Here is a 26,335-nt window from a genome sequence, read left to right as displayed (position 1 = left end):
TTTTGATTTTGCTTTTGCTTTTGCTTCACACCACTCAAGCCGGCCTGTAGGCCGCTGTGCTGTTGATCTGCTTCTGATCTTGATCTTAGGCGCCCCGTTAAACCACGCTGGCCGAACGCAGGCTTTGGAGCGTGGGTAACCCGGCAGGACGCCGGGTTAGCCGCGCTGGGCCAAGGATGGCCCATCGCGGCGGCCCACGCTCCAAAGCCGGAGTGAGGGCACACCGAGCCTAGGCGAGGTGCCGAGTGGTGGGGCAAGAGCCTTTTGGTTACTTTTGGGCTCCTTTCAAAAGTGACCCGCTGTAAGAGCGGAACCCATCGAAGCCATCACCCAAATAACGGATATACACCCAAACCCACAAACCACCCTACGGCAGCAAAGCCAACTCAATCAACTCATGCAGCTCTTCCACCTGCAGCGGCACGGTAGAAAACAGACTGCGAAACACGGTGGGCGCGACGATCAGGTTAATCAGCCGATCCACACTGGGGGCAGTTTCAGCATCGCCCGGATAGCGATCCAGAATCATCTCCAGCTGCCCGGTGAGAATCCCCACGCAATACCCCGGCGCCTGGCTGCATTGCACATCGCGCATCATCTCCCGGCCAAGATCCGAACTCATTTCATCGCGATATTGCTCACCCCAGGCCCGCAGGTCTCCGCGCAGGCTGCCAGTGTTAGCCGGCTCACTGTCCGGACGCAGACGAGCCATGGCGACATCAGCCAGCAGCGCAGCAAGGTCACCCCAGCGGCGGTAGATGGTCGAGGGTGTGACACCCGCACGGGCGGCTATCTGCGGCACGGTCACGCTGGAACGCTCCTGCTCGTCGAGCAGTTCGCGCACCGCCGAATGAACGGATTCTTGTACCCGGGCACTACGGCCCCCCGGGCGGAGGCCTTCTTTTATCGCCATGCGTAAAACCTTAACACAAAGAATTTGCTTTAAGCGCCATCCAGTAGCACACTTCGCAAAAGCAAAATATTAGCTTTAGCGGAGCGTGCCCATGTCCAGCGTTACTTCCCATCGTTCCAGCCTGGTGTTCCTGGCGATCACCTTGCTGACGTTCCTCGCCGCCTCCAGCGCGCCGACGCCGTTGTACCACCTCTATCAGGAAGGCCTGCATTTTTCGGCAGCCATGCTGACCCTGGTGTTCGGTATCTACGCCTTGAGCCTGCTGGCGGCCCTGTTGACCGTGGGTTCACTGTCGGACCACCTGGGGCGCAAGCCGGTGATCTTTGCCGCGCTGCTCCTCGATATGCTGGCAATGCTGCTGTTTATCAATGCCGACAGCGTCGGCTGGTTGATTGCGGCTCGCACGGTACAAGGCTTTGCCACCGGCATGGCCACTGCCGTATTGGGCGCCGCCTTGCTTGACACTGACCGTCAGCAAGGCCCGCTGATCAACAGCGTAGCGCCTTTGCTGGGCATGGCCTGCGGCGCCATGGGCTGCAGCCTGCTGGTGGAGTTCGCGCCGATGCCAACCACCTTGATTTACTGGACCTTGCTCGGCTTGATGCTGGCGCAGGCGATCTATGTGTGGCGCCTGCCGGAAACGGTCAGCCGGATCCCGGGCGCGCTGGCCTCGCTGTGGCCGACCTTGCATGTGCCGCCCCAGGCGCGGCGCGCGTTGTGGATCTCGCTGCCGGTGGATGTGGCAGTGTGGGCCATGGGCGGTTTCTACCTGTCCCTGGCGCCCTCGCTGGTGCGAGCGGCGACCGGGTCTGCCTCGAACCTGATCGGCGGCGGGCTTGTCGCGGTGTTGACGTTGAGCGGGGCGGTGATGATTTTCAGCCTGCGCAACCGTCCGGCGGACAAGGTCCTGCGCTTGGGCGCCGTGCTGCTGGCGGTGGGTGTCGCGCTGATCCTTACAGCCGTCCACAGCGCCAGCCTGCCGTTGTTTTTCGTCGCCACGCTGATTGCTGGCGGCGGCTTTGGCTCGGGTTTCCTCGGCGCACTGCGCAGCGTCTTGCCGTTGGCCTTGCCCCATGAACGGGCCGGTTTGATGTCGGCGTTCTATGTACTGAGTTACCTGGCGTTCTGCGTGCCGTCGCTGTTGGCGGGCAACCTCACCCGCAGCTTCGGCTTGATCGCCACCACGGACGGTTATGGCGTGGCGTTGATCGTGCTGGCGCTCGGCGCTTTGGTTGCGTTGCTGTTGCAGGATTTGGCGAGGAGCAGGGCGACGGCGGGCAATTGATTCGGTAATAATCCGCCACCCGTAGTACGCCTTGGGATTCACGCATGAAGATCATCCGCAGCAAGGACTTCACCGGAAGCCGCGCCTGGGAGGCACTGGACATCGCCAACATGAATGGCATCACCACCCGTTTGCACTGGACCGACCAGCCCTACCGCTGGCACATCAATGATGGGGAAGAAGTGTTCGTGGTGCTGGATGGCGAGGTTCAGATGCACTACCGCGAAAACGGAACCGAACAGATTGTTTTGTTGCAGGTCGGCGACATCTTCTACGCCAGCGTCGGCACCGAGCACGTGGCCCATCCACAGGGCCCGGCGCGAATCCTGGTGATTGAAACTGAAGGCAGTGTTTGACTGCATATCTATAAAGCAGATAACAGTTAGAGATATTACCCGTTATATAGATATTCGATTCGGTTCTACCATGGTCTCAACCTCATGCGAGGAAGAGGATTTCACCATGACTTGCCCCAATACCCTTCAAAGCCGTTTGAAACCGTTCAGTCACCTGACCCGTCCACGGGAAGTGATTCGCCAGTTCACCCCCAACTGGTTTGCCGCCACCATGGGCACCGGGGTGCTGGCGTTGGCGCTGGCACAATTGCCGGTCAACGTGCCGGGGTTGCATGCCGTCGCCGAAGGGCTGTGGCTGTTTACCATCGGCCTGTTTGTGCTGTTCAGCGTGCTGTACGCGGCGCGCTGGGTGATGTTTTTCCACGAAGCACGGCGCATTTTCGGGCACTCCACGGTGTCGATGTTTTTCGGCACCATCCCCATGGGCCTGGCGACCATCATCAATGGCTTTCTGCTGTTCGGTTTGCCGCGCTGGGGCGATGGCGTGCTGCACCTGGCCGAAGTGCTGTGGTGGCTGGACGTGGCGATGGCGTTGGCCTGCGGGGTGTTGATCCCGTTCATGATGTTCACCCGCCAGGAACACAGTATCGACCAGATGACCGCCGTGTGGCTGTTGCCGGTGGTGGCGGCCGAGGTCGCCGCCGCCAGCGGTGGCCTGCTGGCGCCGCACCTGGCCGACGCCCATTCGCAACTGGTCATGCTGGTGACCAGTTATGTGCTGTGGGCGTTTTCCCTGCCGGTGGCGTTCAGCATCCTGACCATCCTCATGCTACGCATGGCCCTGCATAAACTGCCCCACGCCAATATGGCCGCGTCGAGCTGGCTGGCCCTTGGCCCCATCGGCACTGGTGCCCTGGGCATGCTGGTGTTGGGCGGTGATGCGCCTGCCATCTTCGCCGCCAACGGTTTGCCCGGCGTCGGTGAAATGGCCAATGGAATTGGTCTGATCGCCGGTATCACCCTGTGGGGGTTCGGTTTGTGGTGGATGCTGATCGCGGTGCTGATCACCGTGCGTTACCTGCGGGCCGGCATTCCGTTCAACCTGGGCTGGTGGGGTTTCACCTTCCCGTTGGGCGTGTACTCGCTGGCCACGCTGAAACTGGCGAGCACCTTGCACCTGGGCTTCTTCAGTATCGTCGGCAGTGTGCTGGTGGCGGCGCTGGCGCTGATGTGGCTGATCGTGGCCAAGCGCACCGTACAGGGCGCCTATAAAGGCGAGCTTTTTGTATCGCCTTGCATTGCGGGACTAGCGAATAAGTAATCGGGATTAGGTAAAGTCGTGGCCTGACTTTCTATAACAGCCTAAAGGCGATAACAGTCTCAGGCCACGCAGGAACACGGACGATGAGCCACCCCTCGCAATTCACTTTGCTGCGCAAACGGCGCTTCCTGCCGTTCTTCATTACCCAGTCCCTCGGGGCGTTCAACGACAATATCTTCAAGCAGTCGTTGATCCTGGCGATTCTCTACAAGCTGACCATCGACGGCGACCGCTCGATCTGGGTCAACCTGTGCGCCTTGCTGTTTATCCTGCCGTTCTTCCTGTTCTCGGCCCTGGCCGGGCAATTTGGTGAGAAATTCAACAAGGACGCGCTGATCCGGGTGATCAAGATCGGCGAGATTGTGATCATGTCCGTGGGCGCGGTGGGCTTCATGTTCAATCACCTGGAATTGATGCTGCTGGCGTTGTTTGCCATGGGCACGCACTCGGCCCTGTTCGGGCCGGTGAAGTATTCGATCATGCCCCAGGCCTTGCATGAAGATGAGCTGGTGGGTGGCAACGGCCTGGTGGAAATGGGCACGTTCCTCGCGATCCTGGCCGGCACCATCGGCGCCGGGATCATGATGTCTTCCACCCATTACGCGCCGGTGGTGTCGACCGCCATCGTCGGCATCGCGGTGCTGGGCTACCTGGCCAGTCGCAGCATTCCTCGCGCCGCGGCTTCCAGCCCGGAGATGCGCCTGAACTGGAATATCTTCAGCCAGTCCTGGGCCACCTTGAAACTGGGCCTGGGTCAGACACCGGCGGTGTCGCGCTCGATTGTCGGTAACTCGTGGTTCTGGTTTGTCGGCGCGATCTACCTGACGCAAATCCCGGCCTACGCCAAGGAATGGATGTATGGCGATGAGACGGTGGTCACGCTGATCCTCACGGTGTTCTCGGTGGGTATCGCCCTGGGCTCGATGCTGTGCGAGAAGTTGTCCGGGCGTAAGGTCGAAATCGGCCTGGTACCGTTCGGCTCCTTCGGCCTCACTGTGTTCGGCCTGCTGCTGTGGTGGCATTCCGGCGGCTTCCCGCAGAACGTCCAGGCCAACGACTGGATCGCGGTGCTGAGCTATGGCCAGGCGTGGTGGGTATTGTTCGATATCCTTGGCCTCGGCGTATTCGGCGGCTTCTATATCGTGCCGCTGTACGCGCTGATCCAGTCGCGTACCGCCGAGAACGAGCGTGCACGGGTGATCGCGGCCAATAACATCCTCAACGCACTGTTCATGGTGGTCTCGGCGATTGTCTCGATTGTGCTGCTGAGCGTGGCCAAGCTGTCGATCCCCGAGCTGTTCCTGGTGGTGTCGCTGCTGAACATCGCGGTCAACGCCTACATCTTCAAGATCGTGCCCGAGTTCACCATGCGTTTCATGATCTGGCTGCTGGGCCATTCCATGTACCGCGTCGAGCATAAAAACCTCGACCTGATCCCGGACGAAGGCGCGGCACTGCTCGTGTGCAACCACGTATCGTTTGTCGATGCGCTGCTGATCGCCGGCGCGGTGCGTCGGCCGATTCGCTTTGTCATGTACTACAAGATCTATCGTCTGCCAGTGCTGAACTTCATCTTCCGTACCGCCGGGGCGATTCCGATTGCCGGGCGGCATGAGGACATCCAGATCTACGAAAAGGCATTCCAGCGTATTGCCCACTACCTGAAAGACGGCGAGCTGGTGTGCATCTTCCCGGAAGGCAAATTGACCTCCGATGGCGAGATGAACGAGTTCCGGAGTGGTGTCACGCGGATTCTTGAAGAGACGCCGGTGCCGGTTATCCCAATGGCGTTGCAGGGGTTGTGGGGGAGTTTCTTCAGTCGTGATCCGAACAAGGGGTTCTTTCATCGGATCTGGTCGCGGGTGACGTTGGTGGCTGGCGCGCCGGTGACCGTGGAGGCGGCAACGCCCGAGGCGCTGCAGGGTCTGGTTGGCACGTTGAGGGGCGATCTCAAGTAGTCATGTTCGTGTGCTCAGGACCTTCTGCCCAGGAGGGCCTGAGCACCGACTGGTTTTGCTGTGGGACAACGCTCACAGTTTGGTGTTTCGGGTAAAAAATCACTCATCCTGCGGAACCATTTCGGTCTAGTTACCACGCAGTCATCGTAGTTATCTAACGCTAAGGATGAATTTCGATGAATATGCAAGTGAGTACTAACCCTCCTGCTTCACAATCGCCTTTACACACTCTTTCTGCAGCACCCTCCGATAAGTTACAGGCTAAACAAGGGGAGCCTTCTGCGCCGATAAAGATCATCCCGAATATGCCGTTCAATGAAGGTGGGGTTGAGATAGAGTTAAAGGTTGCCGGCGGCGGCCGTGGATTTTATGCCCCGCCAAAAGATCAGATGCTAGCAATTAAGACGGGTGATGGTGCGGACAAGGTTCATATTAAAAAGTCGGCTGATGGAGAATTGACCGCCGAGATTAATGGCAAGACTTACGACATTCCGTTCGATACCAAGAGTACTGGTCGGCAGCGTCTTGAGATCCAAAGCAACGGCGGAGACGACAATGTCACTATTGACGACGACGTTAAAGTGCCCGTCAGCGTCAAGCTGGGAGCCGGCAACGATCGATTCAACGCTGGAGGCGGCAGGACCAATGTCTACGGCGGTGTTGGTAATGACATCATTCAATTGGGCAGCGGTGTCGGGTATGCCGAGGGCAACGATGGGGATGACACGATCACCGGAGGCTCGGCATATAGCGTCATGTATGGGGGTAACGGCAACGACAAGTTGCGGGGAGCAGGTGGTAGCACTCACATGGACGGTGGCAGCGGCAATGATTCGCTGCGTGGGGGCGGAGGGAAGAACGTCATGAATGGCGGGAAGGGAAATGATGTTGTAGATGGTGGTGCTGGTCAGAATACAATTTATACCGGCAAGGGGCAGGATACGGTTAATTCAGTATCTGATAAGGATATTGTTTACGGCAAGAAAGACGACACTATAAAACGCACAGGAAACTCTAAGTTCGTTGAGGTGACGCCGTCTGACGTTGGTAAAAAAGCGTTTGAGGTTACAGGGGATGATGAGTTCAAGCAGCGCTTTGAAGATGATCTAGAGTTTTTTCGGGGTTCTCCAGTAGGGCAAAAAATGCTTGGGGCGTTAGACAAGACTCCCGCGCCGATAAAAATAGAGAAGGTGCAAGAGTCGGAGGGTATCGAATATTCGTGGGGACGTAAGGACTTACAAGCAAGCGATAAGCTACCACCTCAAGATTCGCAACACGGATTCATCATTAATAACACGCCAGGTATGCCGGCTGATGATGCAATGGTCTTCTACAACCCTTCGTTCATCAAGGAAAAGTACGAGCGTCCAGGCGTTTCAACCCTATTCCATGAGTTCGCCCATGCGTATGACGGTGTCGAGGGTAAGTTCTTGCCCGGGGAAACTGAAGTACCGCCAGAAACTGGCAATCCTCGTAAGCCAACTCGTGAGTCAAATTTGGAGCGGCAAGCCATTGGGTTACCAACGGACGGTGAACCTTATGATTTTGATAATGACCCCTCAACGCCCCCTACCAGTACAAACCCGGAGCCGTATAACGAAAATGCACTTTACAAGGAATGGGGGAAAGAACCGCGTGAACGCTACTATGACGCCTGATGTATCACAGAGTAGTAAATAGCGTGCCTACTCGGTGGACTATTAAGTCCACCTTGTTTTTATTGCCGGTAAGTGGCTCAGGCGCTGATCTTGAGCCCGATCAGCCCACAGATAATCAACGCCACACTGGCCAGTCGAAACAGCGCCATGGACTCCCCGAACAGGATAATCCCGGCAATCACCGTGCCCACTGCACCGACACCGGTCCAGATGGCATAGGCGGTGCCCAGCGGCAGTTCCTTCATGGCCAGCCCCAGCAACCCCAGGCTGATGGCCATGGCGGCAATCGTCAGGGCGGTGGGCAGTGGCTTGCTGAAACCGTCGGTGTACTTCAGTCCGACGGCCCAGCCAACTTCAAACAGTCCGGCAAAAAACAGAATGATCCAGGACATGATGACCTCGCTTCTATAAGGCGGGGTCGTCCCCTGAATTAATCGCGCGATAGCGTCGCGAGGTCGTCCACGCGAAGCCCGGTAGAGTGCCGAATATTGATCAGGTGATCAAGTTTCTGACTTGCTTGCCAGCAGCTCTCGGTCTTCTTTTTCGCTCATCCGCCGGAAGTACGTCGACAGCAACGCCCCGGAAATATTGTGCCAGACGCTGAACAATGCACTCGGCACCGCCGCCAGCGGCGAGAAATGCGCACTTGCCAGTGCGGCGCCCAGGCCGGAGTTCTGCATGCCCACTTCCAGCGACAGGGATTTGCGTTGCGCCAGCGGCAGCCCGAACACACGGCCGGTGAAGTAGCCCAGCAGGAAACCAAAGCTGTTGTGCAGGATCACCACGGCCATGATCAGCAGGCCCGACTCGGCAATCTTCGCCTGGCTGGCCGCCACCACGGCGGCCACGATGGCCACGATGCTGACCACCGACACCAGCGGCAACACCTCTACGGCATGGCGTACACGGGCGCCCAGCAAGCGTTGCGCCAACACGCCAAGCACGATCGGCAGCAACACCACTTGCAGGATCGACCAGAACAACTCCATGAACGACACCGGCAACCAGGCCGAGGCCAGCAGCCAGATCAGCGCGGGCGTGAGCAGCGGGGCGAGGAAGGTGGTGACGGCGGCGATGGCCACCGACAGCGCCAGGTCGCCCCGGGCCAGCCAGGTCATGACATTGGAGGAGGTGCCGCTCGGGCAGCAGCCGACGAGGATCACACCGACGGCAATTTCCGGTGGCAGGTGAAAGACCTGGCACAGCAGCCAGGCCACGCCGGGCATGATCACGAAATGCGCGACCACGCCTAATGCCACGCGCCACGGGTGACGCGCGACTTCAGCGAAATCTTCAAGTTTGAGGGTCAGCCCCATACCGAACATCACCAGGCCCAACAGCGGCACGATGGCGCCCTTGAGGCCGATAAACCAGGCCGGTTGCACGAACGCAAGCACGGCAAAAATCAGCACCCAGTAGGCGAAGGTATTGCCGACGAAGCGGCTCAAGGCGGCGAGTGCGCGCATGGGGATGGTCCTTGTTATTAGAATGCTGGAAGTGCTAACCCGATCAACTGTGGGAGCTGGCTTGCCTGCGATGGCATCCCCCGGGTGTAACTGATAAACCGGGGTGCCCGCATCGCAGGCAAGCCAGCTCCCACATTGACTGTGCCCACTTAAGACTTAGATGCCCTGTGGGGTCTCTTCACCGCCCAAGGCCTCAACCAACGCCGGCAGGAAGTCGCCAAACGTCAGCATCATCAGGGTAAAGCTGGCGTCCTGTTGGCCCAGCGCTTCATCGCCGCCGTCCTGTTCAGCCTGATCCTGCAGCAGGTCCTCGAACTTCAGGCGCTTGACGGTCATTTTGTCGTCCAGCATGAAGGACAGCTTGTCCTGCCAGGCCAGGGACAATTGGGTCACGACTTTGCCGGTGGTCAGGTGCAGCTGGATCTCTTCGCCGGTCAGGTCCTGGCGCTTGCAACGCACGATGCCGCCGTCTTCGTGGGTGTCACGCAGTTCGCATTCGTCGAGGACGAAGAAGTCATCGGCCGGTTTCTGGGTGGTGACCCAGTCGGTCATGATGGCAGTTGGCGCGGTTTTCACGGTCAGCGGACGTACCGGCAGGGTGCCGATCACTTCACGCAGGGTGGACAGCAGGTCTTCGGCACGTTTCGGGCTGGCCGAGTTCACCAGGATCAGGCCCTGCTTCGGCGCGATGGCGGCGAAGGTCGACGAGCGACGGATAAACGCACGCGGCAGGAAGGCCTGGATGATTTCATCCTTGATCTGGTCGCGTTCCTTTTTGTAGACCTTGCGCATTTGCTCGGCTTCGATCTCTTCGACCTTTTCCTTCACCGCATCACGCACCACGCTACCCGGCAGGATACGTTCTTCCTTGCGCGCCGCGATCAGCAGGAAATCACCGCTGACGTGCACCAGGGGCGCGTCTTCGCCTTTACCGAAAGGGGCGACGAAACCGTAAGTGGTCAACTCCTGGCTTGCACAAGGGCGCGCCAGTTTGGTGGCCAGTGCAGTTTCCAACGCCTCGGCATCAACAGGCAGATCTTGGGTCAGGCGATAGATAAGCAGGTTTTTGAACCACATGGGGTGAGTCTCTCCTTATATACAAAGGGGGGCATTATTCTCCTCATGGCGCCATAGGCCAACCCTCGCTAAGCCATTGGAAGGCCTGAAAAAAATTATTTAAGAAAGTGCTTGCCAGACCCTGGGTCGCTCCGTAGAATGCGCGCCACACCGAAAGTGAAGGGTGATTAGCTCAGCTGGGAGAGCATCTGCCTTACAAGCAGAGGGTCGGCGGTTCGATCCCGTCATCACCCACCATTCGCTTCTTAGTGTTACGCGCAGCGGTAGTTCAGTCGGTTAGAATACCGGCCTGTCACGCCGGGGGTCGCGGGTTCGAGTCCCGTCCGCTGCGCCATATTCGGTCACCTGGAACGCTGAACGCCAGGTACCACGGAAAGCCCGCTCATTGAGCGGGCTTTTTGCTGTCTGGGGTTTGTAAAAAGCCTTGGACATAAAAACGCCCCCGATCACGTGCAGTGATCGGGGGCGTTTTTTTATGCGTTTAGAAATCCCAGCGGGTGGTGACCATGAAGTTGCGTGGCTCACCATAAGCGGCAGAGTTATAGAAGCCGATGTTGGTGTAGTAGGACTTGTCGAAGAGGTTGTTGACGTTCAGCGTCGCCGACACGTTCTTGGTGATCTGGTAGCGGGTCATCAGGTCCACCAGCCAGTACGCTTCCTGGGAAAACTCTTCATAACCGCCATGGGGGGTGTTGTAGATGTCCTGCCAGCCGACGCTCTGCCAGCGCACGCCACCACCGACGGTCAGCTTGTCCAGGTTGCCCTTGAGCTTATAGGTGGTGTACAGCTTGACCTGGTCTTCAGGCTCGAACGTGGAAATCTTCAGATCCTGGTCGTCACGCACCACCTTGTGGGTGTAGCCGGCCTGAATCTGCCAGCCCGGGCTCAGCTCTCCGGACACTTCCAGCTCATAGCCCTTGGTGACGGCTTTGGTGCCCTTGTAGGCATAGTTCTGCGGCGTAGGTTTCAGGTTGTTGTAGTCGTCGTCGGAAACGGCGCGGTTGTTTTCGTGGATCTCGAAATACGCCGCGCTGGCGTTCAGCCGGCCGTCGAAGAAATCAGCCTTCAGGCCCAGTTCATAGTTCTGGCCTTCGTCCGGCTCAAGCAATTGGTTCTGCCGGTCGCGGTTGTAGTTTTCCTGGGGCATGAAGATATCGGTGTAGCTGGCGTAGACCGAGTAGGTTTCATTCAGGTCGTACACCACGCCCACATACGGTACAAAGCGTCCGGTTTCGCGGTAGGACGGGTTATTGCCGGTCAGGTGATAATTGACCACCCGTCCCCCGAGCAGCAGCTTCAGGTCATCGGCCAGGTTCAGGCGCGTGGTCATATAGGCGCCGGTCTGGCGAATGGTGTCATCGATGTATTGCTGCGGCGCGCCCCAGTAAGGTTGGGGGGCGTGACCGTGCCAGTTATTGAAGTCGACGAGGTTGGGGGCGAGGTTCCAGTAGCCCTTGCCGTTCCAGTCGGAAATGCCGATGGAGCCGCCCACCACCAGTTCATGCTCACGGCCGCCCAGGCTGAAGGGGCCGCTTGCGTACAGGTCGGCGGAGTCGCTGACGGTTTCCCCGGTGTATTTTTGCGAAGTGATCTGTGCGGTGCCGTCTGCCCGTGGCTCGTCACCCTGAATCGAAGCCATCAGCGCATGGTAGCCGTTGATCTTGTGGTCCAGTTGCAGCTTGGTGACCCAGCCATTGCCGAGGTCATGTTCAAGCATGGCGAAGGCGGTGCGGGTGTATTGCTCCCAACTGCTCCAGTTCGCGGCGTTGTTGAACGAGCGCTTTACGCTATTGCGATCGCCATTGGCGTTGATCAGCGGGAAGCTGCCGGACCAGCTCGAGGCGGTGGGCAAGCTGTCCTGATAGTCGCCACCCACGGTCAGCATCGTGTCGGGGGACAGGTCGAACTCCATGATGCCGTAGTACACCGGGCTTTTGCGTGAGTAACGGTCCATGAACGAGCGCTTGTCCTGGTAGGCCGCGACCGCTCGGCCACGCACGTTGCCGCTTTCGGTCATCGGGCCGCTCACATCCAGTTCGCTGCGGTAATTGTCCCAGGAACCCGCGCCGAGGCTGGCATGGCCCTGGAAATCTGCCGTGGGCTTCTTGCGCACCAGGTTGATCGTGGCCCCCAGCGAGCCCGCACCGGTGAGCAGGCCGGTGGCGCCTTTAAGCACCTCGACCCGGTCATAGATCGCCATGTCGCTCAGGGTATTACCCGCTGAATAGGCAACGTTGCGCGCGGTGGAAGGAATGCCGTCGTACTGGAAATTGTTGATGGAGAAACCACGGGCATAGTAGTTGGTGCGGTCGGTGTCGAAGGCCGACACGGTGATGCCCGGGGTGTGGCGCATCACGTCGTCGACGTTATTCAGGCCGAAGTCATCCATGTGTTTGCGGGTGACCACGGTCACCGATTGCGGGGTTTCCTTGGGAGTCAACACCAGTCGTGTCGCCGTCGCAATGCTGCCTGGAGTGTAGGAGTCAGTCCCTTCAGTAACGTTGCCCAACTGGTTGGAGCTGACCTGCGTCGGGCCCAGCTCCATGGCGCCAGTAGCCGCAGGAATGGCTTCCACTGCGTACACCTGACTGCCTTTGATCACCCGGTAACCACTGCCTTGAAGCAACCTGTCGAACCCCGCGTCCACACTGTAGGTGCCCTTCAGCCCCGGCCCATTCAGCCCCTCCAGGTTCTGGGATTGGAACACAATGGCCACGCCTGCTTGCTGGGCAAACCGGTTGAGTGTGGCACCCAGTGGCCCCGCAGGAATGTCGTAGGCTTGTGCCGCGACGTTGACCGTGTCGGCCTGGGCCAAGTGGATATCCAGCAATGTCGTCGTGAGCAGCGTGAGCGTCAGCGGCGCGCAACTCAACAGGCGCCGACGTGGGTGGGAAGGGATGGGCATGGTGAAGGCAGTCCTTTAGTTGATCGATATACCTTCCTTGACGGGCAGCCCGGAAAAAAGCGGAAGCAATGCGAATAATTATTTTTTACTTTCGGTGCCCGGGCTGACGATCACCAGCCACGGCGTAAAGGTTCTCAGCTTGATGGGCAGGGTTTGGGCCAGCATCTGCAAGGTGCGGTCGGTGTCGTCCAGAGGCAGTACGGCCGAGACCTTGAGATTCGCCAGTGCGGCTCGATCAAACTGCAAGCGGCCCGAACGGTGACGGGCGATCTCGTCCAGCACTTCCGGCAACGGCCGGTTATCCACCACCAGTTGATGGCGGTGCCAGGCGTCGTTGACGCTCGCCGGGTCGATGCTCCCAGACAAACGCACGGCGTCCGCGCTGACCTGCGCCTGCGAGCCGGCGTCAACTTCCAGCGTCTGCTGGCCATTCGCGCTTTTTGCTGCCACGCGGGATTCGAGCATGCTCAGCACCGTTACATCGTCTTCGCGCTTGACCACAAACCGCGTGCCCAACGCGCGCAGGGTGCCCTGGGCGGTCTGCACCACAAATGGCCGCTCGCGATCGTGAGCCACGTCTACCAGGATCTCGCCTTGCAGCAGTTCGATGCGGCGCTGCCGGTTGTCGAAATGCAGGTTCGCCGCACTGATGCCGTTCAACGTCAGCGTGGAGCCATCCGCCAGGCGCAGGGTCTTCCATTCGCCGGGGCTGTTGTGCACGTCGGCCATCCACTGTTGTGGGTAAGGGCTGTAGAGCAGCGCCGCAGCGGGCAGGGCCAGGCTGCACGCCAATACCAGCGCGCGGCCGTAGTGCTTGCGGGTTTTCCCGGGCCGTGGAAACGCCGCATTCAAGGCCGCCCGCGCCGGGGCTTTTTGCCCGCGCAGGGCCTGCATCCGTGCAACCACGTCTTCCATGCGCGCGGCAGAAGCGGCGTGTTGTGGACCTTGCTGCTTCCAGCGTTCGAATGCCTGGCGCTGGGCTTCGGTCAATTCACCTTCGTGCAGGCGAAGCATCCATTCGGCGGCTTGTTCGTCGATCTGTTGGCGGGAGTCAGGCATGCGCGGCTCAGATGTCCACGCTGTGGCTGCAATGCAGCAGGGCCCGGATCAGGTATTTGCGGACCGTACGCTCCGACAGTTTCAGTTGGCGGGCGATTTGCTGCTGGGTCAGGTCTTCGAGGTAATACAGCACAAACGCCTGACGCACGTTGTCGTGCATGCCTTCAAGAATAAACGCGATGTGTTCAAGGGCTTCCAGGGTGGCGTGGAGCTGTTCAGGCGACTGAAAACCTTCCAGGGTTTCCACCGTCAGCATCAGTTCCTGAAGGTAGGCGTTTTCAATCTGCTTGCGCCGGGCCTGGTCGATGATCAGCCGCCTGGCGGTGGTGCTCAAATAGGCGCGGGGTTCGCGAATGCCCGTCACGGACTCCCGCGCATGCAGAATCCGCGCGAAGGTGTCCTGTGCCACGTCGGCGGCGTTGTGGGTGCAGCCCAGTTTTCGGCGCAACCAAGTGAACAGCCAGCCGTGATGCTCGCTGTACAGCTCGGTAATCTCCCGTTGGAACGGCGGTTCACCCACAGACATAAGGCGCGACCCAGGTGTTATTGAGAATAATTGTTAATTGTGGGCCCAAGGCTTGTGCAAACGCAATAGACTCGCGTTTGCACCCAAAGCACCGGTTTTGCAGGGCGCGCGCGGGGGAAGGCAAAATATTTTAAATAAATTGCATTTAAATCATGACATTACGAAAAATTGCTATAGAATGCGCCCCACACCGAAAGTGAAGGGTGATTAGCTCAGCTGGGAGAGCATCTGCCTTACAAGCAGAGGGTCGGCGGTTCGATCCCGTCATCACCCACCATTCGCTTCTTAGTGTTACGCGCAGCGGTAGTTCAGTCGGTTAGAATACCGGCCTGTCACGCCGGGGGTCGCGGGTTCGAGTCCCGTCCGCTGCGCCATATTCGGTTACCTGGAACGCTGAACGCCAGGTCACCACAGGAAGCCCGCTCATTGAGCGGGCTTTTTTGTGCCTGGGATTCAGGTCAGCGACTGAGTGCCGACTCTGCCTGGACCCGTGCGGGGGCCCGCCGAGCCAGAAACGCAAAAACCACCATCGCTGTCAGCAGGGTGAATCCCGCGAGCAATTGCAGCAGGGTGTTAAAGCCTGCGAGGTAGGCCGCGCGCAGTTCGGCCAGTGGAATCGCCGTGCCGGCCTGCAGGACATCACCCATCACCAGCGCTTGTGCAATCACTGAAACATCCGCCGCTGCGTTCCCGTGTAACTGGTGCGCAACCAGTGCGCCCAATACTGCCATCGTGATCGCCAACGCCACGCCTTCACTGGCCACGCGGGTCGTATTGAAAATCCCCGCCGCCATTCCTGCGCGCTCCTTCGGCACCACGCTGATTGCCAGGCCATCCATCAAGCCCCACGGCAACCCCGTGCCGATCCCGATCACCAGCATCGCGGCGACGGTATGCGCTGGCTGCCCGGCCAGGCTTAACCCCCACAGGCCCGCCGCCGCAATCAGCAAACCAATGGCACACAACACACCCGCCGACAGCCAGCGCGTCAGGGCGGCGGCGATCATCGGCACCACCAGCATCGGTGCCGACAGCGCCAGCATCATCAAACCCGCATCCAGCGCGCTGGCGCCTTCCACACCGATAAACCGCAGGGGCAGCAACACGATCAGCACGATGTAGCAGTAACAGGTGCCGATCGGCAGCAACTGCACGCCAAGAAAGCGCGGGAAGCGAAACAGCCGCAGGTCCAGCATCGGTTGGCTTGAGCGATTTTCGACGAGGATAAACACCAGCAGAAATACCGCCGCTGCCACCAGCAGGGCATCAACCAGCGGCGACGTCCATCCGTGTTCCGGGGCGAGGATCACCGCGGTGGTCAGGGCCACCAGCATGGCCGAAAAGGTCAGCACGCCGGTGGTATCCAGCCGCAGCGCCTGCGGGTCGCGACTCTCGCGCATTTTGGGCGCGGCAAACAGCAGCGAGAGGCCGGCGAGCAGGGCGGTGCCGAGGAAAATCGCGCGCCAGCCCCAGTGCTCGATCATCAACCCCGAGAGCAACGGCCCGAACGCCAGGCCTGCACCGAACGTGGTGCCCAGCAAGCTGAAGGCGCGGGTGCGCGCGTGGCCGTCAAACTCTTGGGCCAGTGCGGCACAGCCACTGGCCAGCGCCGTGGCCGCCGCGACGCCCTGCACGCCACGCAATATATCCAGCCAGAAAATCCCCGGCGCCATTGCCAGTAGCACGGAGACCACGGTGAACAGTGCCATGCCCCACAAGAAAAGGCGCTTTCTCCCATACAGATCGGCGAGGGTGCCGGCGGCCATCAGCAGGCTGCCGAAACTCAGCATGAAGGCGTTGGTGATCCACTCCAGTTGGCTGGGCTGGGCGGCAAACGCCTGGCCGATAAACGGCGTGGCGACGGCGCCGCCGGTGAAGCTCATGGGCAATACCAGGGCGGCCAGGCAAATCGCGGCCAGGATGGAATATCGGCCAGGGGCGGGCACAGGTTCGTGTGTGATGTTCATGGGTTATTCCCGCAGGTCTGAAGATGTAAAGACTCTAATCAGGATGCAATTGTGGATAAACGGGCTTACATTCCGTTCATAACGGACCCTATGGATGTAATGGCGTGATGGATAACCTGAGTGGCGTGATCGCCTTTGTGAAAACGGCCGAAGCCCTGAGCTTCACCGGTGCGGCCCGCGCTATGGGGATTTCCGCCTCGGCGGTGGGCAAGAACGTCGTCAAGCTAGAGGCGTCGTTGAATGTGCGACTGTTGCACCGCAGCACGCGCAAGGTCAGCCTGACCGCCGAAGGCCAACTGTTCTATGAGCGCTGCCGGAAAATTCTCGACGACCTGCAAGACGCCCGCGCCATGCTCTCCCATGCCATGCAGGCGCCCCGGGGCAAGTTGCGGGTCAGCCTGCCCACCATCGGCTATCGCTTTCTTTTTCCCCACATGATGGCGTTCCGCAAAGCCTACCCGGAGATCGAACTGGAACTGGATTTCAATGACCACCTGGTGGACGTGATCGAGGAGGGCTTCGACGTGGTCATCCGCAGCTGCGGCCTGGCGGATTCGACCCTGATGGCCCGCAGGCTGGGGCCGTTCAGGTTTGTGTTGTGTGCGTCGCCCGAGTACCTGCGCGCCAACGGTCGGCCGCACTCCCTGGGCGACCTGGAGCACCACCCGTGTCTGCGTTACCGCTTCTCCACCACCGGAAAGATCATGGACTGGACCTTGTCCGCCAACCCGGCCATCACCCAATTGCGCCTGCCCACCGCGCTGACCTTGAACAACATGGAGGCCATGCTCAGGGCTGCGATGGACGGCCATGGCATTGCCTACGTGCCGGACTTCCTGGCCCGCGAGGCCCTCGCCCAAGGCCAACTGGAAACTGTGCTCGACGTCCATTCCGATGACCAGGGCCAGTTCTGGGCGCTGTGGTCTTCCAGCCGGCACCTGTCACCGAAGATCCGCGTGTTTGTCGACTTCGCCGCCGCCCATCTGTTCACAACCCCACCAGCCGGTAGCCCACCTGCAACTCGGTAATGAAGTACTGCGGCTGGGCCGGGTCCGCCTCCAGCTTTTGCCGCAGATGGGCCATATGCACCCGCAAATAGTGGGCGCGGTCCACGTAATCCAGGCCCCACACTTCGAGCAGTAATTGGCGATGGGTGAGTACCCGGCTTTGCCCGCGAATCATCGCGCACAGCAGGCGGTATTCGATGGGCGTCAGGTGCACCGGCAGGCCCTGGCGCCACACTTCATGGGTCGCCAGGTCCACTTCAATCTCGCCAAACGCCACCTTGCTGGTGGCCGCCACCGTGCCGGTTTGCCCGTGTCGACGCAGTTGCGCACGGATGCGCGCCAGCAACTCGGGCACGCCGAAAGGTTTGGTCAGGTAGTCATCGGCGCCGGCGTCCAGGGCGGCGACTTTTTCCTCTTCGCGATCCCGTGCCGACAGCACCAGGATCGGCACCGCCAGCCAACCCCGCAGCTCGCTGATCAACTGTTTGCCGTCGCCGTCCGGCAGGCCGAGGTCGACGATCACCAGGTCTGGCTGACGGCTGGAGGCGTGGATCAACGCGCGCTTGACGCTGTCGGCCTCGAACACCTGGAAGCCCTCATCCTGCAGGGCGATGCCGACAAAGCGGCGGATATTGGCCTCGTCTTCAACAATCAGAATGCGTGCAGTGCTCATAGGGCGTCCATTGAGGGCGGGGTGCCCGCCGGTAAAGTGATGACGAAATGCAGGCCGCGCTCGCGGCCAGGCTTGGCGTCGATGCGCCCGCCGTGGGCTTCGACGATGCGCTTGGCCAGGGCCAGCCCCAGGCCGATGCCGGCGACGGATGACTCCTGCTGGCCACGGGCAAACGGTTCGAACAGATTGGCCGGCGCGCTGCCCGGGCCGGTGTCGCTGACTTCCAGCAGGATGCTGTCCGACACGGCGCGGGCGGCCACGGTGATGACGGTGCCGGGCGGGGTGTACTTGGCAGCGTTGTCCAGCAGGTTGACCAGCACCCGTTCGATCAACAGCGCGTCGACTTCCACCAGCGGCAACTGCGGGTCCAATGTGGTGTGCAGCACATGCCGGGCCAGCGGTTCGCGCAATTGGCGCAAGGCGCTGCCGACGATTTCTTCCAGCAAGTGCCATTGCCGGTTGAGCCGCACGCCACGCTCTTGCATGCGGGCCATGTCCAGCAGGTTTTCGATCAGGCGTTGCATGGAAGTGGCCTGCTCATGAATGCCCTGCAGCAGCTCGGTCAGCGGTCCTGGCGGCGCATGGGGCAAGGCGGTGTCGGCGGCGCCGATCAGGGTGGTCAGCGGTGTGCGCAAGTCGTGGGAAATCGCCGCGAGCAGGGTGTTGCGCATCTTCTCGCCTTCTATCTGCACCAGGGTGCTTTGCGCCACTTCGACGAAGTGCACACGCTCCAGGGCAATCGCCAACTGGCTCATGCAGGCTTCCAGCAGGCGGCGTTCTTCGGGCTCGTTGAGGCGTTCGCTTTGTGCCAGTTCCAGCACCAGCACGCCGCGCACGCGCATCGGCGCCTTGAGCGGCAGGTAGCAGCCCTTGGCGGCGGATAAGGTGTCGGTGCCCTGGCCGGCGGACTGGCCGTGGTCGTAGGTCCACTGGGCGATGCTGTCGTCGATCGGCAAGCCGCCTGCGCCCACGCTGTGCACGCCATCGGCGGCGTCCGGCAGGGCCAGGCCGACCCGCGCCTCGAACACGCCACTGAAGGTGCGCAGCGCGACTTCGCTGATCTGCTCCACAGTCAACGCCGCCGACAGGTCGCGGGCCAGGCGTGCCAGCGAGGTGGCGCGGCGTTCCCGGGCGGCGGCGGTGCGGGCTTCGTGGCGCAGGCGGGCGGTGAGTTGCCCGGTGATCAGGGCGATGCCGAGCATCAGCGCAAAGGTGAAGAAATACTGCGTGTCATTGACCGTAAACGAGTAGCGCGGCTGGACGAAAAAGAAGTCGAAACACAGCACTGCCAGCATCGCCGCCCAGACGCCGGGGCCGCGCCCGAAACGCAGGGCCACCAGCACCACCGTGAGCAGGAACAGCATCACCACGTTGGCCAGCTCGAACACTTGCAGCAGCAGCGAGGCGATGGCGCTGGCGGTGAAGCAGGCGAGGGTCGCCCAGAGATAGGCCAGGGTTTTGCCGGGCGCCGGCGTGGGTTTTTCATGGGGCGGGGCTGTGGCAGGCAATAAGCCGTGGGCAATCACGATCTGGTCGATTTGCGGATGATGCCGGCTGATCCGGTCGCCCACCGACTGATGCCAGAACCGCCATGCCCGGCGCGGGTGATGGCCAAGCACCAGGCGATTGGCGTTGTGTTCCCGGGCACAGGCGGCCAGCGCTTCGGCGACGTCCATGCCCGGCAATGTTGCCGTGTCGGCGCCGAATTCGCTGGCCAGGGCCAGGGTTTTCATCGCCGTGAGGTAGCGCCTGGCGCCGCGCCCCTGGGCTGCGGCGACGTGCACCACGATCCAGTCGGCTTCGAGCTTTTGCGCCAGGCGTGCAGCTTCGCGCACCAGGCGCTCATCCCCGGCGTCACCGGCCACGCCCACCAGCAACCGCTCGCGGGCGGGCCACAGGGTCTTGATCGACTGTTCGCGACGGTACACGCGCATCTGCGTGTCGACCCGGTCGGCGGTGCGGCGCAGGGCCAGTTCTCGCAGGGCCAACAGGTTGCCCTTGCGAAAAAAATGCCGCGACGCGCGCTCAGCTTGAGGGCCCAGGTACACCTTGCCGTCCTTCAAACGTTGCAGCAGGTCATCCGGCGGCAGGTCGACCACCACCACTTCGTGGGCGTTGTCGAACACATGGTCGGGTACAGTTTCCCGCACCCGAATGCCAATGATCCCACTCACCAGATCGTTAAGGCTTTCCAGGTGTTGGACGTTGAGGGTGGTCCACACATCGATGCCGGCGCCGAGCAGTTCTTCCACGTCTTGCCAGCGTTTCGGGTGGCGCGAGCCGGGCACGTTGCTGTGGGCCAGTTCATCCACCAGCAGCACGGCAGGACGGCGTTGCAGGGCGGCGTCGAGGTCGAATTCGGTGAGGGCAAAGTCGCGGTGCAGGCGGTGGGCGCGGGGCAGTTGTTCAAGGCCGTTGAGGAGGTCGGCGGTTTCCTCGCGGCCGTGGGTTTCCACCACGCCGGCGAGTATGTCGCGGCCCAGGCTGACTTCCCGTTGCGCCGCGTCGAGCATGGCGCAGGTCTTGCCCACACCGGCGTTGGAGCCGAAGTAGATACGCAATTTGCCGCGCAAGGCGGCCTGTTCTTCCTGCTGGACCCGGGCGAGCAGGGCGTCGGGGTCGGGGCGTTCTTCGTTTAATGCGGGCATGTCATTCCTGGTAAATGCGGTTCAATTGTGTGAGCGGGCTCGCCACAGCAAGCCCGCTCACACAGTGGATTTGCGGTGCTACGCGAGACCCAGCACGGTCAGCACCAGGTCAATCAGCTTGATCCCGGCAAACGGCACCAGCACGCCGCCCAGGCCATAGATCAACAGGTTGCGATTGAGCAACGCCGCCGCACCCATCGCGCGGTAGGTCACGCCGCGCAGGGCCAGCGGAATCAACGCGACAATGATCAACGCGTTGAAGATCACCGCGCTGAGAATCGCCGAGTTGGGGCTGGTCAGGTGCATCACGTTCAACGCACCGAGCTGCGGGTAGGTCGCGACAAACGCCGCCGGGATGATCGCGAAGTACTTCGCCACATCGTTCGCCACGCTGAAGGTGGTGAGCGCGCCGCGGGTCATCAGCATCTGTTTGCCGACCTCGACCACCTCAATCAGCTTGGTCGGGTTGCTGTCGAGGTCGACCATGTTGCCGGCCTCTTTCGCCGCCTGAGTGCCGCTGTTCATTGCCACCGCCACGTCGGCCTGGGCCAGTGCCGGGGCGTCGTTGGTGCCGTCGCCGGTCATGGCCACGAGCTTGCCCTGGGCCTGGTAGTCGCGGATCAGTTGCAACTTGTCTTCCGGGCGCGCCTCGGCCAGGAAGTCATCCACGCCGGCTTCCACCGCAATCGCGGCGGCGGTGAGGCGGTTGTCGCCGGTGATCATCACGGTCTTGATGCCCATGCGCCGCAGTTCGGCAAAACGCTCCTTGATGCCGCCCTTGACCACGTCCTTGAGCTCGACTACTCCCAGGGCTTTGGCACCGTCGGACACCACCAGCGGCGTGCTGCCGCGTCGCGATACTTCGTCGACCTTGGCCTGCAGGGCTGCCGGGAAACTCCCGCCCAGCGCTTCGATATGACTGCGGATGGCATCCGCTGCGCCTTTGCGAATGCCTCGGCCTTCGGGCAGGTCGACACCGCTCATGCGGGTCTGGGCGGTGAAGTGCACAAAGCTTGCGCCCAGGGCGTTGATGTCCCTCGCGCGGATGTCGAATTTCTGCTTGGCCAACACCACGATGCTGCGGCCTTCCGGGGTTTCGTCGGCCAGGGACGCCAGTTGCGCCGCGTCGGCCAGTTCGGCTTCCTTGACCCCCGGGGCCGGCAGGAAACTGCTGGCCTGGCGATTGCCCAGGGTGATGGTGCCGGTCTTGTCCAGCAGCAACACATCGATGTCACCCGCTGCCTCAACGGCACGGCCCGAGGTGGCGATCACATTGGCCGACATCATCCGGCTCATGCCCGCCACGCCGATGGCCGAGAGCAGGCCGCCGATGGTGGTGGGGATCAGGCACACCAGCAACGCCACCAGCACCGTGGCGCTGACCACGCTGCCGCTGCCGCTCATGGCCACGGCGAAGATCGAGTACGGGCTCAGCGTGGCGATCACCAGCAGGAACAACAGGGTCAAGCCCACCAGCAAAATCGTCAGGGCGACTTCGTTGGGGGTCTTCTGGCGCTTGGCGGATTCGACCATCGAGATCATGCGGTCGAGGAATGATTCTCCCGGGTTGACGCTGATGCGCACCACCAGCCAGTCCGACAGCACCCGCGTGCCGCCGGTGACCGAGGAAAAGTCGCCGCCGGCTTCGCGAATCACCGGCGCCGATTCGCCGGTGATTGCGCTTTCATCCACCGAGGCCACGCCTTCGATCACCACGCCGTCCAGCGGCACCAGGTCGCCGGCTTCGATCAGCACCACCTGGTCTTTGCGCAACAGCGTCGCTTCGGTCGGCAGCCACGCCGCGCCGTGTTTGGGTTGTTGCAGCAGCTTGGCCAGGGTCTGGCGCTTCATCCCGCGCAGGCTGGCGGCCTGGGCGCGGCTGCGGCCCTCGGCCAGGGCCTCGGCGAAGTTGGCGAACAGCACGGTGAACCACAGCCACAAGCTGATACTGAGGATAAACCCGCTGGGGGCTTCACCCTGGCCGCCGAGGGACTGGAACCACAGCAGGGTAGTGAGGATGCTGCCCAGGTACACCACGAACATCACCGGGTTTTTCCACTGCGCCTGGGGCAGCAGTTTCTTGAACGCATCGCCGCAGGCAGTGAGCACGATGGCGCGGTCAAACAGAGGTAAACGAGCTTTCTTGATCATGGGGGAATCTCTTACTCACTGGCCGCAAGGGGGAGCTGACGCAGGGGCAGGCGGGCGTCCAGCGCGAGGTTGAGTTGCAGCACATTGACCCGGGGTTCGCCGAGCAAACCGAAGGTGCGGCTGGCGGTGTTTTCGTTCACCAGTTGCAGCACGTCGGCTTCGGGGATCTGCCGCAGGCGGGCGACCCGGGCCAACTGAATGCGCGCGTTGGCCACCGAGATATGCGGGTCCAGGCCGGAGGCGGACGCGGTGACTGCATCCACGGGTACCTGGGCGTCGGCGGCGAGGCCGTTGTCCTGGCGGTAGGCTTTAACGCGGGCCGCGACCTGGTCCACCAGTTTCCGGCTGGTCGGGCCCAGGTTGCTGGCGCCGCTGGAGCCTGCGTTGTAGGGCTGCGAGACGCTTTTGCCCGGGTCTTGCGGGTCGGCGCCGAGGGTCATGCTCGGGCGGCCATGGAAGTAGCCAGGCTGGGTGAAATCCTGGCCGATCAACGCCGAGCCAACCACCAGCCCATCACGTTCAATCAGCGAACCCTGGGCCTGGAACGGGAACAGCAACTGCGCGGCGAAGGTGGTGAAGATCGGGTAGGCGAGGCCGGTCAGCGCCATGAAAAACACCGCCGAAACCAGCACCGGGCGCAACAGCCCTTTGAATATCGATTGAGTCGTCATCAACGTGTCCTTAGTTATACGTCTGGCCGGACAGCAACTGCAGTTGCTCCACCAGCGGGCCGAGCGCGAGCGCCGGCAGGAAAGTCAGGCCACCCACTACCAGCACTACAAACACCACCAGCACCATGAACAATGGCGTCGCGGTGGGGATGGTGCCGGCGCCGGCAGGTACGGTCTTTTTCATCGCCAGGGAGCCCGCCACGGCGAGCATCGGCAGCATGGTGAAGAAGCGCCCGATCAACATCGCGAGGCCAATGGTGGTGTTGAAAAACGGCGTGTTGGCGTTCAGCCCGGCGAACGCCGAACCGTTGTTGGCGGTGCCCGAGGTGTAGGCGTAGAGCACCTCGCTGAACCCGTGTGGGCCGAGGTTATTCAGGCTGGCCATGGTGTCGGGCCACAAGGCGGCAAGGGCGGTGAAACCGAGGATGCTGATGGGGTGCGCGAGCACCGAGAGCATCACCAGTTTCATCTCCCGGGCCTCGATCTTCTTGCCGAGGAATTCCGGGCTGCGGCCAATCATCATGCCCACCAGGAACACTGTCAGCAGCGCGTACTGGATCAGGTTGATAAAGCCCACGCCGTCGCCGCCGAACACGCAGTTGAGCATCATCTGCGCCAGGGGCACGAAGCCGCCCATAGGGGTCAACGAGTCGTGCATCGCGTTGACCGAGCCGGTGGTGGCCGCAGTGGTGGTGGCGATAAACAGACTGCTGTCGGCGATGCCGAAACGCAGCTCCTTGCCTTCCATATTGCCGCCGCTTTGCTCAATGGACAGCGTCTGGTTGGCGCCGGCCTGGGTCAGCAGCGGGTTGCCGTTTTGCTCCGCGCCATACACCAGCGCGAGGAAGCCGATGAACATCACCAGGAACGTGCCGAAAAACACCCAGCCCTGACGGCGTTGCAACAGCATGCTGCCGAAGGTGTAAGTCAGCGCCGATGGGATCAGCAACATGCTCAGGATATGCAGGGCGTTGGTCAGCGGTGTCGGGTTTTCGAACGGGTGCGCGGCGTTCATGCTGAAGAAGCCGCCGCCGTTGGTGCCGATATGCTTGATCGATTCAAAGCTCGCCACCGCGCCGACAATCAACTGTTGCTGCGCGCCTTCAAGCGTTGTGGCCAGGGCTTGCGAGGCGAAGGTCTGCGGCATGCCTTGCCACACATAAACCAGCGCCATGCCCACACACAGCGGCAGCATCACGCGGTACAGGGTGCGGGTGAAGTCGACCCAGAAGTTGCCGATATCCGCCGAGCTTGAGCGACTCAAACCGCGGATGAAGCCGGCGGCGGCGACCACCCCTGATGTGGCACCGACAAACATCAGGAAGGTGATCACGGCCATCTGGCTGAAGTTCGACAGGCTGGTTTCGCCCGAGTACGCCTGCCAGTTGGTGTTGGTAATAAAAGAGGCGGCGGTGTTGAACGCCAGGTCCGGGGTTTGCGCGGCCAGCCCGAGTGGGTTGATCGGCATCACTGCTTGCAGTCGCAGGATGAAGTAGCCGAGCAGCATCATCGCCGCGTTGGACAGCAACAGGGCAGAACCGTAGCGGGCCCAGCCCATGGTTTCCAGCGGGTCGATGCCCAGCAGGCGGTAGGTATAACGTTCCGGCAGGGCGTGGCGGGTCCCGGTGAAAACCCGGGTCAGCCATTTGCCCATCAGCACGGCGAGCCCGGTCATCAACCCCAGGACCAGCGCAAATTCCAGCAAAGTGCTTAGCATGTCGAGGCTCCGTTCAAATCTTGCCCATGGCGACAATGGCCATGGCTGTCGCGGCAAAAAACACCAGGGAGAGGCCGATAAAAATCACGTCGTACATGGCGGGCTCCCTAGAACTTTTCGGCGCGAATGAGGGCATAGCCCAGATAAGCGAACAGCCCGACGGCGCATAAGCCGCTGGCGATATAGATGAACTTGAGTGTGAGCACGGTGGAACTCCCCTGATTAATAAGCCGCGATTGCGGACGCGGGGAGGTTAAGAGGTTGGGCGTCAAGTTCGGGCACTGATTGCCGGTGCGGGTATTAAGACGGTGTATAGATGGGTTTGGGGTGGGCGAACGAAAACAAGGGATAGCCCGGGGGTGGGGTATCCCTTGAAAGTCTGGGGTTCTGCTGCTTTTGATGATCAGCTTATTTGGCTTTCTTTTTCTTTGATTCGCGGGTGGCGAGTTGTTCGAAGCAGAACGCGGCGGCGCCGAACAGGGCGATCATTGAGAGGACGATCATGCCTAAAGTTGAACTTTCCATGATGACTTCCTGCGGGGGTGATTGGTGTGGAGTTCACAGTAGTGGAGGGGGGATTAGTTGCTCAATAGAGACGACGTAAACGTTATGGCTTGGGTTGAATCTATACGGGTTCTTTACGTGGCTGTTGTGTGTATATCCGTTTTTTAGGTGAAGGCTACTTATGGTTTCGCTCTTACAGCGACTCACTTTGGAAAAGCCGGAATGCCGGCCCAGCCCAAAGTAAGCAAAGGGCTCTGCCCCGCCTGTCGGCACCTCGCCTAGGCTCGGTGTTCCCTCACTCCGGCATTGCTCCGCGGGCCGCCGCGACGGGGCGTCCCTGCCCCGTCGCGGCTAAACCGGCGTCCTGCCGGTTTACCCGCTCCTCAATCCCTGCGTTCGGCCTCGGGCTTATTGGGGATCAACGGAGCGGTAGGCGGCAAGGTGAAGCTGTAGAAACCCAGCACCAGTGACGCGATGGCAGACATCAGGAAGGTGTTCACCAGTGACGCGATGGCAGACATCAGGAAGGTGTT

At 61.1% G+C, this 26,335-nt stretch carries 20 protein-coding genes and 4 tRNA genes; 10 read left to right on the top strand and 14 right to left on the bottom strand.

The features are described from left to right. Window positions 1-367 precede the first annotated feature (367 nt). Window positions 368-913 carry a TetR/AcrR family transcriptional regulator gene (locus tag P3C29_RS31660; RefSeq protein ID WP_201124967.1) on the bottom strand — a complete coding sequence of 182 codons (546 nt, stop codon included), beginning with the start codon at window positions 911-913 and terminating at the stop codon, window positions 368-370. Between the two features lie 91 nt (window positions 914-1,004). Here P3C29_RS31660 and P3C29_RS31655 point away from each other — a divergent pair, with 91 nt between their 5' ends. The 5 genes from P3C29_RS31655 (at window position 1,005) to P3C29_RS31635 (ending at window position 7,431) form a co-directional block, all read left to right on the top strand. Further along, window positions 1,005-2,198 carry an MFS transporter gene (locus P3C29_RS31655; RefSeq protein WP_275966364.1) on the top strand — a complete coding sequence of 398 codons (1,194 nt, stop codon included), beginning with the start codon at window positions 1,005-1,007 and terminating at the stop codon, window positions 2,196-2,198. A gap of 44 nt (window positions 2,199-2,242) precedes the next feature. Further along, on the top strand, window positions 2,243-2,554 hold the full coding sequence (locus P3C29_RS31650) for a cupin domain-containing protein (protein ID WP_275966363.1): 312 nt from the start codon (window positions 2,243-2,245) through the stop codon (window positions 2,552-2,554). A 106-nt stretch (window positions 2,555-2,660) separates the two neighbouring features. Then, window positions 2,661-3,815 (top strand): TDT family transporter, encoded by a 1,155-nt coding sequence (locus P3C29_RS31645; RefSeq protein WP_275966362.1) that lies wholly within the window; start codon window positions 2,661-2,663, stop codon window positions 3,813-3,815. Window positions 3,816-3,898: 83 nt separating this feature from the next. Then, window positions 3,899-5,773 carry an MFS transporter gene (locus tag P3C29_RS31640; RefSeq protein ID WP_275966361.1) on the top strand — a complete coding sequence of 625 codons (1,875 nt, stop codon included), beginning with the start codon at window positions 3,899-3,901 and terminating at the stop codon, window positions 5,771-5,773. Window positions 5,774-5,949: 176 nt separating this feature from the next. Further along, window positions 5,950-7,431, top strand: coding sequence for a M91 family zinc metallopeptidase (locus P3C29_RS31635; protein ID WP_275966360.1), 1,482 nt, complete (start codon window positions 5,950-5,952; stop codon window positions 7,429-7,431). Between the two features lie 77 nt (window positions 7,432-7,508). Here P3C29_RS31635 and sugE read toward each other — a convergent pair whose 3' ends face one another. The 3 genes from sugE to rdgC all read right to left on the bottom strand — a co-directional run bounded on the left by sugE (window position 7,509) and on the right by rdgC (window position 9,974). Then, on the bottom strand, window positions 7,509-7,823 hold the full coding sequence (gene sugE / locus P3C29_RS31630) for a quaternary ammonium compound efflux SMR transporter SugE (protein ID WP_010166396.1): 315 nt from the start codon (window positions 7,821-7,823) through the stop codon (window positions 7,509-7,511). 108 nt (window positions 7,824-7,931) lie between these two features. Beyond that, the gene (locus P3C29_RS31625; RefSeq protein WP_275966359.1) at window positions 7,932-8,897 is read right to left on the bottom strand and encodes a bile acid:sodium symporter family protein; all 966 of its coding nucleotides are present in this window, start codon (window positions 8,895-8,897) and stop codon (window positions 7,932-7,934) included. Between the two features lie 156 nt (window positions 8,898-9,053). After that, on the bottom strand, window positions 9,054-9,974 hold the full coding sequence (gene rdgC, locus P3C29_RS31620; RefSeq protein ID WP_008430455.1) for a recombination-associated protein RdgC: 921 nt from the start codon (window positions 9,972-9,974) through the stop codon (window positions 9,054-9,056). Window positions 9,975-10,135: 161 nt separating this feature from the next. On the opposite strand from rdgC, the gene P3C29_RS31615 reads away from it, so the two are divergent. Both P3C29_RS31615 and P3C29_RS31610 read left to right on the top strand, forming a co-directional pair. Further along, window positions 10,136-10,211, top strand: a tRNA-Val gene (locus P3C29_RS31615). A 20-nt stretch (window positions 10,212-10,231) separates the two neighbouring features. Further along, window positions 10,232-10,308 (top strand) — tRNA-Asp (locus tag P3C29_RS31610). 147 nt (window positions 10,309-10,455) lie between these two features. Here the strand turns inward: P3C29_RS31610 and P3C29_RS31605 are convergent. The 3 genes from P3C29_RS31605 to P3C29_RS31595 form a co-directional block, all read right to left on the bottom strand. Beyond that, window positions 10,456-12,879, bottom strand: coding sequence for a TonB-dependent siderophore receptor (locus tag P3C29_RS31605; RefSeq protein WP_275966358.1), 2,424 nt, complete (start codon window positions 12,877-12,879; stop codon window positions 10,456-10,458). Window positions 12,880-12,957: 78 nt separating this feature from the next. After that, entirely contained in the window at window positions 12,958-13,938 is a 981-nt protein-coding gene (locus P3C29_RS31600; RefSeq protein WP_275966357.1) for a FecR family protein, read from the bottom strand. A gap of 7 nt (window positions 13,939-13,945) precedes the next feature. Continuing rightward, the gene (locus P3C29_RS31595; protein ID WP_275966356.1) at window positions 13,946-14,464 is read right to left on the bottom strand and encodes a sigma-70 family RNA polymerase sigma factor; all 519 of its coding nucleotides are present in this window, start codon (window positions 14,462-14,464) and stop codon (window positions 13,946-13,948) included. Between the two features lie 201 nt (window positions 14,465-14,665). On the opposite strand from P3C29_RS31595, the gene P3C29_RS31590 reads away from it, so the two are divergent. Further along, a tRNA-Val gene (locus tag P3C29_RS31590) sits at window positions 14,666-14,741 on the top strand. A gap of 20 nt (window positions 14,742-14,761) precedes the next feature. Next, a tRNA-Asp gene (locus tag P3C29_RS31585) sits at window positions 14,762-14,838 on the top strand. Between the two features lie 84 nt (window positions 14,839-14,922). Here P3C29_RS31585 and P3C29_RS31580 read toward each other — a convergent pair. Further along, window positions 14,923-16,431, bottom strand: a complete 1,509-nt coding sequence (locus P3C29_RS31580; protein ID WP_275966355.1) for an MFS transporter — start codon at window positions 16,429-16,431, stop codon at window positions 14,923-14,925. Between the two features lie 107 nt (window positions 16,432-16,538). Here P3C29_RS31580 and P3C29_RS31575 point away from each other — a divergent pair, with 107 nt between their 5' ends. Then, window positions 16,539-17,459 carry a LysR family transcriptional regulator gene (locus tag P3C29_RS31575; RefSeq protein WP_275966354.1) on the top strand — a complete coding sequence of 307 codons (921 nt, stop codon included), beginning with the start codon at window positions 16,539-16,541 and terminating at the stop codon, window positions 17,457-17,459. Here the strand turns inward: P3C29_RS31575 and P3C29_RS31570 are convergent. The 6 genes from P3C29_RS31570 to kdpF form a co-directional block, all read right to left on the bottom strand. Beyond that, the gene (locus P3C29_RS31570) at window positions 17,419-18,111 is read right to left on the bottom strand and encodes a response regulator (RefSeq protein WP_010166411.1); all 693 of its coding nucleotides are present in this window, start codon (window positions 18,109-18,111) and stop codon (window positions 17,419-17,421) included. The genes P3C29_RS31575 and P3C29_RS31570 overlap by 41 nt on opposite strands. Then, on the bottom strand, window positions 18,108-20,759 hold the full coding sequence (locus tag P3C29_RS31565; RefSeq protein WP_275966353.1) for a sensor histidine kinase KdpD: 2,652 nt from the start codon (window positions 20,757-20,759) through the stop codon (window positions 18,108-18,110). Before P3C29_RS31565 ends, P3C29_RS31570 begins: the two co-directional genes overlap by 4 nt. A 78-nt stretch (window positions 20,760-20,837) precedes the next feature. Further along, entirely contained in the window at window positions 20,838-22,910 is a 2,073-nt protein-coding gene (gene kdpB / locus P3C29_RS31560) for a potassium-transporting ATPase subunit KdpB (protein ID WP_275966352.1), read from the bottom strand. A gap of 11 nt (window positions 22,911-22,921) precedes the next feature. Further along, window positions 22,922-23,581, bottom strand: a complete 660-nt coding sequence (gene kdpC, locus P3C29_RS31555) for a K(+)-transporting ATPase subunit C (protein WP_275966351.1) — start codon at window positions 23,579-23,581, stop codon at window positions 22,922-22,924. A 10-nt stretch (window positions 23,582-23,591) separates the two neighbouring features. After that, window positions 23,592-25,298, bottom strand: a complete 1,707-nt coding sequence (gene kdpA, locus P3C29_RS31550) for a potassium-transporting ATPase subunit KdpA (protein WP_201124953.1) — start codon at window positions 25,296-25,298, stop codon at window positions 23,592-23,594. A 107-nt stretch (window positions 25,299-25,405) separates the two neighbouring features. After that, window positions 25,406-25,504: a K(+)-transporting ATPase subunit F gene (gene kdpF / locus P3C29_RS31545; RefSeq protein WP_003219423.1), complete on the bottom strand. Its 99-nt coding sequence runs from the start codon at window positions 25,502-25,504 to the stop codon at window positions 25,406-25,408. Window positions 25,505-26,335 lie beyond the last annotated feature (831 nt).

The sequence above is a fragment of the Pseudomonas sp. 1912-s genome, from assembly GCF_029269205.1.
Classification (GTDB): Bacteria; Pseudomonadota; Gammaproteobacteria; order Pseudomonadales; family Pseudomonadaceae; genus Aquipseudomonas.
The sequence above is the reverse complement of the archived record's forward strand: the minus strand, read 5'-3'. Positions and strand labels throughout refer to the sequence as shown.